This is a genomic window from Paenibacillus sp. MER 180 (assembly GCF_023713665.1).
Taxonomy (GTDB): Bacteria; Bacillota; Bacilli; order Paenibacillales; family Paenibacillaceae; genus Paenibacillus_B; species Paenibacillus_B suaedae.
The window spans coordinates 471,322-484,014 of sequence record NZ_JAMAVT010000002.1 but is presented as its reverse complement, the minus strand read 5'-3'; the positions used below and the strand labels follow the sequence as shown (position 1 = coordinate 484,014).

General features: G+C 49.4%; 10 protein-coding genes. 1 reads left to right on the top strand and 9 read right to left on the bottom strand.

Going from position 1 to position 12,693, the window contains the following annotated elements:
• Positions 1-230: 230 nt before the first annotated feature.
• From rpoZ to M3661_RS04820, 7 genes are all read right to left on the bottom strand, one after another.
• Complete coding sequence (gene rpoZ, locus M3661_RS04850; RefSeq protein WP_065290281.1) at positions 231-449, bottom strand: DNA-directed RNA polymerase subunit omega; 219 nt, start codon at positions 447-449, stop codon at positions 231-233.
• A 145-nt stretch (positions 450-594) separates the two neighbouring features.
• The gene (gmk, locus tag M3661_RS04845) at positions 595-1,173 is read right to left on the bottom strand and encodes a guanylate kinase (protein ID WP_065290335.1); all 579 of its coding nucleotides are present in this window, start codon (positions 1,171-1,173) and stop codon (positions 595-597) included.
• A gap of 13 nt (positions 1,174-1,186) precedes the next feature.
• Positions 1,187-1,447 carry an extracellular matrix/biofilm regulator RemA gene (gene remA / locus M3661_RS04840; RefSeq protein WP_005548256.1) on the bottom strand — a complete coding sequence of 87 codons (261 nt, stop codon included), beginning with the start codon at positions 1,445-1,447 and terminating at the stop codon, positions 1,187-1,189.
• A 36-nt stretch (positions 1,448-1,483) separates the two neighbouring features.
• Positions 1,484-2,368, bottom strand: coding sequence for a YicC/YloC family endoribonuclease (locus M3661_RS04835; RefSeq protein WP_028531238.1), 885 nt, complete (start codon positions 2,366-2,368; stop codon positions 1,484-1,486).
• A gap of 32 nt (positions 2,369-2,400) precedes the next feature.
• Positions 2,401-4,305 carry a bifunctional homocysteine S-methyltransferase/methylenetetrahydrofolate reductase gene (locus M3661_RS04830; RefSeq protein ID WP_065290280.1) on the bottom strand — a complete coding sequence of 635 codons (1,905 nt, stop codon included), beginning with the start codon at positions 4,303-4,305 and terminating at the stop codon, positions 2,401-2,403.
• A gap of 252 nt (positions 4,306-4,557) precedes the next feature.
• Complete coding sequence (dapF, locus tag M3661_RS04825; RefSeq protein WP_251482684.1) at positions 4,558-5,388, bottom strand: diaminopimelate epimerase; 831 nt, start codon at positions 5,386-5,388, stop codon at positions 4,558-4,560.
• A gap of 163 nt (positions 5,389-5,551) precedes the next feature.
• Positions 5,552-8,386 carry a calcium-translocating P-type ATPase, SERCA-type gene (locus M3661_RS04820; protein WP_251482682.1) on the bottom strand — a complete coding sequence of 945 codons (2,835 nt, stop codon included), beginning with the start codon at positions 8,384-8,386 and terminating at the stop codon, positions 5,552-5,554.
• A 330-nt stretch (positions 8,387-8,716) separates the two neighbouring features.
• Here M3661_RS04820 and M3661_RS04815 point away from each other — a divergent pair, with 330 nt between their 5' ends.
• Positions 8,717-10,534 (top strand): Rqc2 family fibronectin-binding protein, encoded by a 1,818-nt coding sequence (locus M3661_RS04815; protein ID WP_065290277.1) that lies wholly within the window; start codon positions 8,717-8,719, stop codon positions 10,532-10,534.
• A 135-nt stretch (positions 10,535-10,669) separates the two neighbouring features.
• Here M3661_RS04815 and M3661_RS04810 read toward each other — a convergent pair whose 3' ends face one another.
• Both M3661_RS04810 and M3661_RS04805 read right to left on the bottom strand, forming a co-directional pair.
• Positions 10,670-11,617 (bottom strand): PHP domain-containing protein, encoded by a 948-nt coding sequence (locus M3661_RS04810; protein WP_251482680.1) that lies wholly within the window; start codon positions 11,615-11,617, stop codon positions 10,670-10,672.
• Positions 11,614-12,528 carry a selenium metabolism-associated LysR family transcriptional regulator gene (locus M3661_RS04805; RefSeq protein ID WP_065290275.1) on the bottom strand — a complete coding sequence of 305 codons (915 nt, stop codon included), beginning with the start codon at positions 12,526-12,528 and terminating at the stop codon, positions 11,614-11,616. Before M3661_RS04805 ends, M3661_RS04810 begins: the two co-directional genes overlap by 4 nt.
• Between the last annotated feature and the right edge of the window lie 165 nt (positions 12,529-12,693).

The window sequence follows — 12,693 nt, the reverse complement described above, 5'->3', positions numbered from 1 at the left end:
GACCATACTGCATGGCGATTAATCGGCCCAATATGCCGCCGAACGTATCATTTTTTAGGAATTATTGCTATTACAGTACTTCCTTGTTCCTTCTTCTTGAAAAAAATAACAACCTTGCGGTTGTTATCCTTTTTCAAACTTGTATGAACTTCCGTCCTGCTATGCGCCACTGGTCAACTCGTGCCTCATTCTCTGACCAAGAGCCTTCCAGCTCGCATTTGCAGTTGTGTTTATTCACCTGGTTGAAGCTGACTGTGGTCTTGCTCTGTGTGAATGTAATCGCCATAAATTTCTTCCAAAGCCACGCCCACTTGTTTATGGGATTTTGGGTTTTTCAATTCCGTACGACCGCCCTCACGCAATTGGCGCGCACGGCGTGAAGCTGCAACTACCAAAGAATATTTACTGTCAACCTTTTTCATCAATTCATCAATGGAAGGATAAAGCATGGTTCAGCACTCCTTTTTTCGTATCCTCGCTTCTGACGCAGACGCCCAGCAGACAATATATGCCGTTTATCTACGTTGTAGAAGCCGCTCTCTTCTAACAACCGTGACAAGGCACACTTCCAATGAAAGTGCGCCTTGCTGCAGCTTATTCTTGAGACCCAATCTTACAATGTTCGGCAATGATGATGCTCTCTATACGCTTGCACGCAAGATCAATCTCGTCGTTAACGACCGCGTAATCATAGTTCTCCATTAACGCAATCTCTTCAACGGCTACATTCATCCGGGAATCGATTACGTGCTCCTGCTCTGTACCGCGACCACGAATGCGATCCTTCAGCTCGTCGAGCGACGGCGGGAGCAAGAAGATGAAAATTCCGTTCGGGAATTTCTCCTTCACCTTCATTGCACCCTGCACTTCGATTTCCAAAATAACATCACGGCCTTCAGCCAACGTCTGTTCAACGAAGTCACATGGTGTTCCGTAATAGTTACCTACGTATTCCGCATATTCAAGCAAACGATCTTCCTCGATCATCTGCATGAATTCCTCGCGTGATTTGAAGAAATAATTCACACCGTCTACTTCGCCGGCACGCGGCTCGCGTGTCGTTGCAGACACGGAATAAGTAAGATCGTTGGTTTTCTTCAGTAAAGCTTTGCATACTGTGCCCTTACCGACGCCAGATGGGCCGGACAGCACAATCAATAACCCCTTCTTCATCTTCGTCTCCATCTTATTCGTCGTTGTCGTCATCCTTTGTAGATAGACGGTGAGCTACCGTTTCAGGCTGCACAGCGGACAAAATGACATGGTCGCTGTCCGTAATAATTACGGCACGCGTGCGTCGGCCGTATGTAGCGTCAATCAGCATATGACGGTCTCGAGCCTCTTGAATGATTCGTTTAATTGGAGCCGATTCCGGGCTCACAATCGAAATGATCCGGTTGGCAGATACGATATTACCAAATCCGATATTGATTAGCTTAATCGCCATTACAGGTCCTCCCTCTACTTTCGAGCGCTCCACAATTTATTCAATATTCGCTGCTTGTTCGCGAATTTTCTCCAGCTCCGCTTTCATTTCAACGACGCGGTTCGTTATTTCCAAATGATTCGCCTTGGAGCCGATGGTGTTCGTTTCGCGGTTCATTTCTTGTACAAGAAAATCAAGCTTGCGTCCTATCGCTTCATTACTTTCGAGCAGTCGTCTGAACTGTTCGAAATGGCTCTTCAGCCGCGTCAGTTCTTCATCAATGTTGGAGCGTTCCGCAAACAGTGCCACTTCCAGTGCAAGCTTATGCTCGTCCATTGGAAAACTGGCATCCAACAGTTGTTCGATACGTTGATTCAGTTTCGCTCGATAATCGGTCACAACGACCGGAGCCCATTCTGTGAGTTCCGAATGGAGCAATTCCAACCGGCTCAGTCGTTCCGCCAAATCTCGGTTGAGGTGGCTGCCTTCCATGGCGCGCATCCTGCACAATCCATCCATTGCTTCCAGCAATCCCGATTCCAGAGAAGCAGCAAGCTCCTCCTCCGACCAAGAGGTTAACTCTCTAACCGTGAACAAATCAGGAAGCGAGAGCAAGTCGGTAACCGACAAATCTCCCGCTACACCATACTCACTTTGAACTTTCGCAGAAGCTTGAAGATACGCTTCGAGCGTTTGCCGATTCAATTCCACAACCGACTTGACCTCGCCGTTCCGCTCCTTATTCATAAACACATCGATTCGGCCGCGACTAACCTTCTGCTGAACGATGCGCCGAAGACGATCCTCATAGCATGTCCATTCTCTCGGCAAGCGAAGCACAGCTTCGCAGTAACGATGGTTAACAGACTTCGCTTCAATCGTTATCTTGTACCCGCCAATCTCGCGGGTAGACTGACCGTAACCAGTCATACTATAGACCACGGGCACCACATCCATTACCCTATTTTAATTGATTATGTCAGACGATACAAGGGGTCTGCCTGGCGTTCCGCTTTTTCCCATACATACTGGGTCAATTCGGCTGTCATTTCATAGAACATGAACGGCGTCATGAAGTAGATGCCCTTAAAATGGGTAAGCGCGACATCCAGCAGTTCCTTCGCGATGGCGACCCCTTCCTTGCGCCCAGCTTCCCCTTCTAATCCGTTCATTCTACTACGTACTTCATCGGACAGTTCGATACCGGGAACCTCATTGTGGAGATATTCAGCATTGCGTCCGCTCGCAAGCGGCATAATCCCGATAAAGACTGGTACATTAAGATGTTTCGTACCTTCTGCTATCCGTACAATTAACTCTTTATCATAGACGGGCTGCGTCATAATGTAATCCGCGCCGGCCTCGATTTTCCGTTCCAAACGCGCAATCGCTTTATCCAGATGCTTCACATTCGGATTAAATGCGCCGCCAACGACGAACTTCGCCTTCTGCTTGAGCGGCTTGCCTGAGAATGCGAGACCACTATTCAACTGCTTAATCATCCGAATGATCTCGAAAGAGGTCATGTCGTATACCGAGCTCGAGTCAGGAAGATCACCGAATCGGGCCGGATCTCCCGTTACAGCGAGCACATGGTCAATGCCAAGTGCATGAAGGCCCATCATGTGGGACTGAGTTCCTATCAGATTGCGATCTCGGCATGCAATATGGACAAGCGGGCGAATGCCGACTTTATCAAGTGCCATGTAACCAAGAGCCAAGTTGCTCATTCTGGTAACGGCAAGCGAATTATCTGCCAACGTCAGGGCGTCAACCCCCGCCTCCTTCAATACCTGCGCACCCTTCATGAACTTCGATACATCCAGATCACGAGGCGGATCCAGCTCTACGATGACTGTATGACGTGATCGCACCATATCGACTATTGATTCCTCAGCATCGTGTCCATGATCACAGCCGTCATAGCAAGCAGCACCGTCATGCCAAAGCATAGATTCTGATTCCTCTTCAATAATGATGCTTTCCACAGGCTGCACAGGGAGCTCAGGAACTTCTACATCCCGGAGTGCTTCTACGATCGCCGCAACATGTTCAGGTGTCGTTCCGCAGCAGCCGCCGACAATCCGAGCACCCATCTGCACGAATTTAACCGCGCTTTGCGCCATATATTCTGCGGATGCAACGAAGTTGTAGCGTCCATCGACATAATCAGGCAGACCTGCATTGGGGAATGCAGACAACGGCAGGTCGATACGCCCTTGAACACCCTCAAGCGCACGCAGCACGCCATTCGGACCCATATGGCAGTTCAAGCCTACTACATCCGCTCCATCGTCACGCAAGACGCGGAATGCTTCCAGCAAGCTCTTGCCATCCTTCGTTCTCCGAGATTCCTCCACGGCGAATTGACAGATTACAGGAACATCTTGATCCAGTTCACGCACCACTTGCAAGGCAAGACGCATTTCTTCCAGATCGTAGAAGGTCTCAAACATAATGCCGTCAACGCCTTCTTCCAGCATGGCCGACATCTGTTCATGATAATCTCGAATGACTTGGTTGGTATGAACATTCTCACGTTTACCTGCTCGAATAGAACCAAGCGCACCTATCACATAAGCTTGATTTCCTGCTGCTTCACGGGCAAGGCGGACAGCCGCTCTATTAATATCCTTAACGAGATGCTCTTTGCCATGTCTGTAGAGCTTCTCCCGATTCGCAGTGAATGTATTCGTCTCTAGCAGACCCGCACCTGCATCCACATACTGCTTATGGATATTGCGGATCACATCTGGATCGGTAACATTCAGTATTTCATACGAGATACCAACAGGATACCCAAGTTGATACAAATACGTCCCCATTGCACCATCGCCAATTATGATTTGCTCGTGCAGTGCTTCCCGAAAGTTCTTCATCCTGTCTTGCACCCCAATCTCCCATCGTTGGTGAATCCTCTGTATATAGTAGTAACTTGCTTAGTAAACATTCTATCAAGAAACCGCGGTTCATCAAGTAAAATCGCCCATTTTGTTCGTCTTTTTTTGAAAATCTCATAGAATTTCCACCAAAATACTGTGTTATACGTACATCACAGCATAAAAAAGAGGCCAGCTGCATCGACTACAGCGACCCCTCATGTTCTCAACTCATCCAGTTTATTAAGTTCCTTACTCCCATACTCCATCAAATACAAATGTTGCAGGCCCTGTCATGTAAACATGATTATCCGCAGCATTCCATTCAATAAATAAGTCTCCTCCTGCAAGCGATACGGTTGCCACTCTGTCCGTCAACCCATTAAGCACACTCGATACGAGCGTCGCGCAAGCGCCTGTTCCACATGCAAGAGTAGCCCCTGCTCCCCGCTCCCATACTCGCATCGTGACATGATCGCGTGTATGAATAGAGACAAACTCTACATTGATGTTCCGCGGAAAATAAGAGTGACTCTCCAACAGCGGCCCCCATCCATGGATATCGAACGTTGCTGCATCATCCACATAGATGACACAGTGTGGATTACCCATAGATACTGCCGTAAACGTAAATGCGTGGCCGCCTGCTTCAATTGGCTGGTCAATGACAGCAGGCTTATCAAATACCGTCGGTACCTGCAGCCCTTCAAGCACTGGCTCTCCCATATCTACACGCACAGCATGGACGCATCCGTCCTCACGAATGATCTGAACATGCTGCACACCAGCCTGAGTCTCGATCGTAAGCTCATCTCGCTTCACATATCCATGCTCCACGACATAGGTCGAGACACATCGAATCGCATTACCGCACTGTTCAGCTTCTGACCCATCCGAATTAATAATTCGCATTCTCACATCAGCAGATTCAGAAGGCAATATATATACAAGACCGTCAGCACCAATACCGAAATGGCGATTACAGACTGCAACCGCCAACTCAGATACGTTAGCTGGAAGCTCCTGCTCTCCATAAACAATAACGAAGTCATTGCCGAGTCCATGCATCTTTGTAAATTTCATCGCAATCAACCTTTCATACGGCAAACTCAGTTTGCATTATTGACCACATTCGAGTCATTCATAACAACTCAAATTTTACCGAATCAAGGCTTGTTAATCTATAAACCTAGCGGATCAATATTTGCACTTTTCACATAAATATATTCTTCAACATTTACCAACTTCAGGCCGCTCTTCGATTGGAGGTATAGGCGGGATTCGCCCCACTTGGCCGTCCCGACTTCTTGCCGGACAAGACTGATCCGATCCCCATCAAGAAGGTTGGAATGCCAGCCATGACAAATGTAATCGCCCAATCTCTGAAGTTGAGCGGAACCGTCTTGAATATTGGCTGCAACGGCTCGATATAGAGCACACCAAGCAGAAGCACAACCGAGGAGGCAACTGCCAGCACCAAGTAGCGGTTCTGCAAGAAATTCCGATGGAAAATCGAACGAGAGCTTCGGCAATCAAACACATGAATAAGCTGGGCTAGTACGAGTGTCGCAAATGCGACGGATTGAGCTTTCGTAAGCTGTGCAGCACTGTCTGGATCCGTACTCCATGTAAGCCAAAATGCGATTAGCGTACAAACCCCAATCAAGATGCCTCGGCTAATAATTTTCCAACCCAATCTCCGTGAGAAGATACTTTCCTTTGCAGACCGCGGCCGATGCTCCATTAAATCCTTCTCAGGCTGATCGACGCCGAGCGCCATTGCAGGCAGCCCGTCAGTCACCAGATTCACCCATAAAATTTGTATCGGTACAAGCGGCAAGGGAAGTCCTAGAATCATGGCAAGGAACATGACTAATATTTCCCCTACGTTCGAAGCTAGTAAGTATCGTATAAATTTGCGAATATTCTCGTAAATGCCGCGTCCTTCCTCAATGGCCGCTACGATCGTTGCAAAATTATCATCGCTCAGGATGAGCGACGAGGCTTCTTTGGTTACATCGGTACCTGTTTTCCCCATCGCAATGCCGATATCTGCAGCCTTAATGGCAGGAGCATCATTGACACCGTCCCCTGTCATCGCCACAACATGACCCCTGCGCTGTAATGCCTTAACGATTCTCAGCTTATGCTCTGGCGAAACCCTCGCATATACATAGGCATTGTCCACGACCTTATCCAGGGCATCATCATCCATCATAGCAAGCTGCACTCCGCTCATCGTTAATCCGCCGCGCGGGATGATGCCGAGCTGATTGGCGATCGCTTCTGCAGTCAATTGATGATCACCCGTAATCATTACCGTCTTAATTCCAGCACGTCTGCAGATAGCAATGGCTTCTCTTGCCTCGCGACGCGGCGGATCAATCATACCCGCTAATCCTGCGAACACGAGCTGGGATTCCACTGCAGATTCATTCTCCGCATCTTCGCTGGGCTTCATTTCACGATAGGCAAGCCCCAGTACACGGAGCGCCTGTTTCGCCATAGCTTCGTTCGCTGCTAATGCCTTCTGCTTCAATGTCGCCGTGAATGGAACGACCTTGCCATCCCACAGTGCATAGCTGCACCGTTCCAGCAGCACATCAGGCGCACCCTTCACCAAAGCGAGACGACCACCCTGATGCTTCACAATGACAGACATCCGCTTGCGATCCGAATCAAAGGAAATTTCTCCAACGCGTTCATACACGGCGGACAATGACTGCGGCGTCATCCCTAACTTCGCAGCCAGTACAACCAGTGCTCCTTCTGTTGGATCACCCTTAATGTCCCAGATCGGCCTCAGCTCTTCCTTTTCTTTGCCCGCAGCTTGCTTACCGTTCTTCCCCTTTTTACGTTCAGACGTAGCGGCTTGTTGTTCGGTCGGATAAGATTCGATAAGGGTGGCATTATTGCACAATGCACTGATCTGCAACACTCGGCGCAGAGACTGATCGTGCTTCAAATCCAACTGCTTGCCTAGTTCTGTAATTTGTCCAGTCGGCTCAAATCCTTCCCCGCTAACTTCAAGTGAACGACCACCTGTCCATATGCGGGTTACCGTCATCTTATTCTGCGTAAGTGTTCCTGTTTTGTCCGAGCATATGACAGAGGCGCACCCTAACGTCTCCACTGACGGCAGCTTGCGAACGATAGCCTTGCGCTTAATCATGCGCTGAACGCCCAGGGCCAGCGCAATCGTAACGATCGCTGGCAATCCTTCGGGAATTGCAGCAACGGCCAAACTGACACCCGCCAAAAACATCGTCATCGCGGGTTGTCCATGCATAATACCAGCAGCCACAACCACTACCGTCACCAGAAGGGCGACGATAATTAGAATTTTGCCTAGTTGCTCAAGCCGATGCTGCAGCGGAGTATCCATCGATTCGGTGTTTTCGATTAGATCGGCGATTTTCCCCATCTCGGTGTCCATACCTGTTCGGATAACAACGCCTTTGCCGGAGCCGCGGGTAACCATCGTGCCCATGAATCCGATATTTTTCATATCTCCTAATGGGATATCTTCCTTATCTATCGGCTTGGCATGCTTGCCAACAGGTACCGACTCTCCGGTCAAGGCAGATTCCTCAGCATACAAGCTGTTCGTCTCAAACCAACGGATGTCGGCAGGCACACGATCTCCGCTCTCCAGAAGCACGATGTCCCCGGGTACAAGCTCACTCGCGGGCACACTGCGCACTTGCTTGTTGCGAAGCACATTGGCCGTAGGCGCAGACATCTGCTTTAATGCATGAAGCGATCGTTCCGCTCGAAACTCTTGAATGAAACCGAGTACAGCATTCAGTGAAATAATCGCAATAATCGTTATGGCATCAAGATACTCTCCGAGTATCCCAGATACGAGCGTAGCACCGGCAAGAACCAGTACCATGAAATCTTTAAATTGGTTTAAAAACAAGGTGATCGGCGAGATGCGCGCTCCTTCAGACAGCTCATTATGCCCGAAACGCGTTTGGCGAGACGCCGCTTCTTCATCAGAGAGCCCTTCTTCCCTGTGGACTCCCAGCGCTTGAAGCAATTGCTCCGAAGATGCCTGGTGCCACTTCATTTGATCCATGGTTCGTACCCCTTTCCATTCCCGTTATTGTTCCGTATGATAGCCTTGCAAAAGTGTCCAAGCAGACAGCCTCTACGCTATAGGTATTCGGACGAGTCCAAAAATATCCCAACGATCCAAGAGACACTTAAGTTTTCATTAAAAATATGGCATGATAGGAGATACAGCATATTGACGTCCGTCATATGCGCTTTTGTTCACAAATGAAGGATGATCAGTTCCCGCTACTAGAACGAAGCACGGTATATGTAGAGCATATGCTCAGATATACCGCTTGCTGCGGCAGGCTTGCCGAGGAATTGAATTTCGATAGACAGGAGTTAGTTCATAATGTCATTAGATGGAATTGTAACCCGTGCCCTCGTCGATGAACTGCAACAGACGGTAGGCGCTCGCATTCTTAAATTATATCAACCTACCGAACACGACTTGATTCTGCATATCCGAACGGGAGGCAAAAATCGCAAACTGCTGCTCTCCGCCAACCCAACGTATCCGCGCATTCATTTTACAGAGCATTCGTACATGAACCCGCCGGAACCGCCAATGTTCTGTATGCTCATGCGCAAACATTGCGAGGGCGGCGTTATTGAGAAGATCGAGCAGATTGGCCGGGAACGTATTGTACATATTACCGTTCGTTCGCGGGATGAGCTTGGAGATGAATCACTGAAGAAGATCATCATTGAGCTTACAGGCAGACACAGTAACATTATCATTGTTGAACCGTCATCATTCACCATTATTGACGGCATTCATCATGTCACTCCTGCCATCAGCAGCTTCCGCATCGTCATGCCTGGATTCACATATACGGCACCGCCTGAACAGCACAAACTGGATCCGCTGAGCGTGGAACCCGCTACCTTCCTATCCATGTTTGTGGAGCAGGCGGAAGAGTCAGCGGAACAACCGGAACAACGCATCGACTCCAAATTTTTGTCCAAATGGCTTGTCCAGCACTTCTCGGGTGTGAGCCCACGATTGGCCGATGAGATCGTATGGCGTACAGGATTGTACGCTGTACCAACCGCCACGGAATCCACCGAGGAGACGCGTACACCGGAAACATTAGCCCAACACCTGAGCGAAGCCTTTCTCCAAGCAATGGACGATGTCGCTAATCAGCGGTACAAGCCTACCCTGCTTGCAGATGAACGCGGTAAAACGTATTTTTCAGCGCTGAATATTACCCATATTCACGGGGAAGCTCGATACTTCGATACAATGAGTGACTGTATGGAGCACTTTTATGGGGACAAGGCCGAGCGCGACATGATTAAGCAGCGTGTTGGCGATTTGTTCCGCTTCCTGCAACAGGAGCATACGAAGAATGCGAAGAAACTCGACAAATTAGAGGAAACGCTCAATGAAGCACAGGATGCGGATCGATTACGCATTATGGGTGAGCTGTTATTTGCATCCCTGCATATGATTACGAAGGGAGATAGAGATATCACACTCATCAATTATTACGATGAGAACGGTGCGTCCATGACGATACCGCTTGATCCGCTGCTCACTCCTTCAGACAATGCACAGCGTTATTTCAAAAAATATAATAAAGCTAAAAACAGCATCGCCGTCGTCCAAGAACAAATGTCTGCTGCCAAAGAGGAAAATCGCTATTTTGAAACGCTTATGCAGCAGTTGGAGGATGCAACGGTGCAAGATGCACAGGAAATTCGAGAGGAGCTTGTTGGCCAAGGCTACTTGCGTGACCGGGGCCGCAAGGACAAGCGGAAGAAGAAGGATGGACGTCCAACCATCTATTGCTACACGTCATCGGAAGACATTCCAATCTACGTAGGCAAAAATAATTTGCAAAATGAATATGTAACCAATCGCCTCGGCAAGCCGAACGATACTTGGCTGCACACCAAGGATATCCCTGGATCACATGTTGTCATACGCAGCGAACAGTTCGGAGATGCGACATTAGAGGAAGCAGCCCAGCTTGCCGCTTATTTCAGTCAGGCGAAGCATTCCAGCCAGGTGCCTGTTGACTATACACTTATCCGCCATGTGCGGAAGCCTAACGGAGCCAAACCTGGGTTCGTCATCTACGAACGTCAGAAAACGTTATTCATTACCCCTGATGCAAAACGCATTGAGGGCATGAGCCTGACCGTGAAGCAGGGCGGCTAACCGCAGTCTTGCACAGTATGGCCAACCCGCTCGCGTACGAAGAAGACCTGCTAATCAGCAGGTCTTCTTCTCTATTCGTTCATGTTGATCCTGTTAAGGAGTATCCCGATTTGCTAGGTCTTAGTTCATTTTCATTTAGCTTCTTCGCTTCGCTTGATATTGCTCTGACCGCTCTTGAAGCTGCTGAACCGTTTGCTCATGAACCCTACGTCCGCCCAAAGCCCCATGGAATACATCCCCCTTGCGCGCACCGTGGAAGTCAGAGCCTGCCGTTTGCAGCAAGTCTCTTGCACTTGCCATCTCGCTATAACGCTTCGCGTCCTCTTCCGAATGATCCGAATGCCATACCTCTATGCCATCCCATGGCGCCGCATCCAGCAACTGAATGACCAGATCATCACGATGGTAGATGCCCGGATGTGCCATAACTGCAGCACCGCCCGCTTCATGAATCCACCGCACTGCCTCTTGTGGCCGTATGCGCGGCGGGTTCACATAAGCCTTGCCGCCAGCACCCAAATACTCATCGAAAGCCTCCTTCATATTACGAACAATGCCTCGGCGAACCAAGGCATCCGCGATATGGGGACGTCCTACCGTCTCGCCTGGAGACAGCGGCCGCCCAAGCTCGGACACCACTTCCTCCATCGTCAGTGGAATTCCCAGCTCCGTCAGCTTCGCTACAAGCATTTCATTGCGGCGATCCCGCACAGCTCTCAAATCAGCCAACCGCTCCAGCAATCCCGCATCCTCAATATCTAAGAAATAACCGAGCACATGAATATCAATTCCTTCTTCCACCGTACTGATCTCAACCCCCGGTACGATGTGAATGCCATACTGTGCGCCGGCCTCAATCGCTTCAGGCACACCAAGCACCGTGTCATGATCGGTAATCGCTAGAGCCTTCAGACCCGCTAAATGAGCGAGCCGCACATTATAGGCAGGCGATGTCATCCCATCTGAAGCTATCGTATGGGTATGCAGATCCGCCCCGCCTGGCTCAATACTAGAACCGCCCATTCCTTTTCTTGCAAACAACATCGTCTCATCCACTTGAATGTCATCCTCATGCTTATTCATCGTAATAGCTCCTTATCATGTCGATTGCGAAGCATCGTCAGCAGTGCCGTCGCAGGCAGCGACAGCAGATCCGCTTGGGCATGAACCGCATAAAATTGCCGCTTCATGCTCACCTGCTGAATACGAACAGTCTTCAGCAGCCCGAGCGCTTCTTCATGCCGTACAACATACGGCGACAGCATCGTTACGCCAATTCCTGCCTCTACAGCAGATTTCACCGCTCCCGTGCTTCCTAGCTCCATCACAACATGTAGCTTCTCGGGGTCAACTCCCTGCTGGCGAAGCGCTTCCTCCATCACAATGCGCGTACCCGATCCCATTTCCCGCAGCACAAATGGATAAGACAGCACGTTCTCAAGCTTCACTTCACTAACCGCTGCCAGCGAGTGATCCCGCGGCACAACCAGCAGCAGCTCATCCTCCATAATCGGCTCGACATGAATATCATTATCCGCTACCGGAGCTTCCACGAGCCCGAGATGCAGCTGTTGACTGCGAATCCCCTCTACAATTTGCGAGCTGTTCATCACACGCATATGGATGTCCAAATGCGGGTGCAGCTTGGCAAAATGACCGAGGATCGGCGGCAACATATATTCACCAATGGTCAAACTCGCTGCAAGCACAAGCTTGCCATGCAAGTCGAGTGTATAATTTGACATTATTTCCTCTGTTTCGCGAACAAGCTCCATACAACGCTGTGCATAAGGGAACAGCTTATGGCCCGCCTCAGACAATTGCAGCTTCTTCGTAGAACGGTGCAGCAGCTTCGTTCCGAAATACTCTTCCAATGCCTGAATCTGCATCGTTACCGCCGGCTGGGTCATATGCAGCGCTTGCGCAGCAGCCGAGAAGCTTCCTCTTGTTGCGACGTTATAGAAAATATGCAGCTGATGAAAATTCAACCCCATACGCCTTTCCCCTCTTTCCTAACTCTTCTGCTCTATTATAGCGTAAATCCGTAAGATCAATAAGACTTCTCCTCCCACTGATATCATTGCCGCACCAACTCAGCTCGATGCTGTTGCCAAATCAAAAAAACCAATCAGATGATCTGATTGGCCTATTATATATGC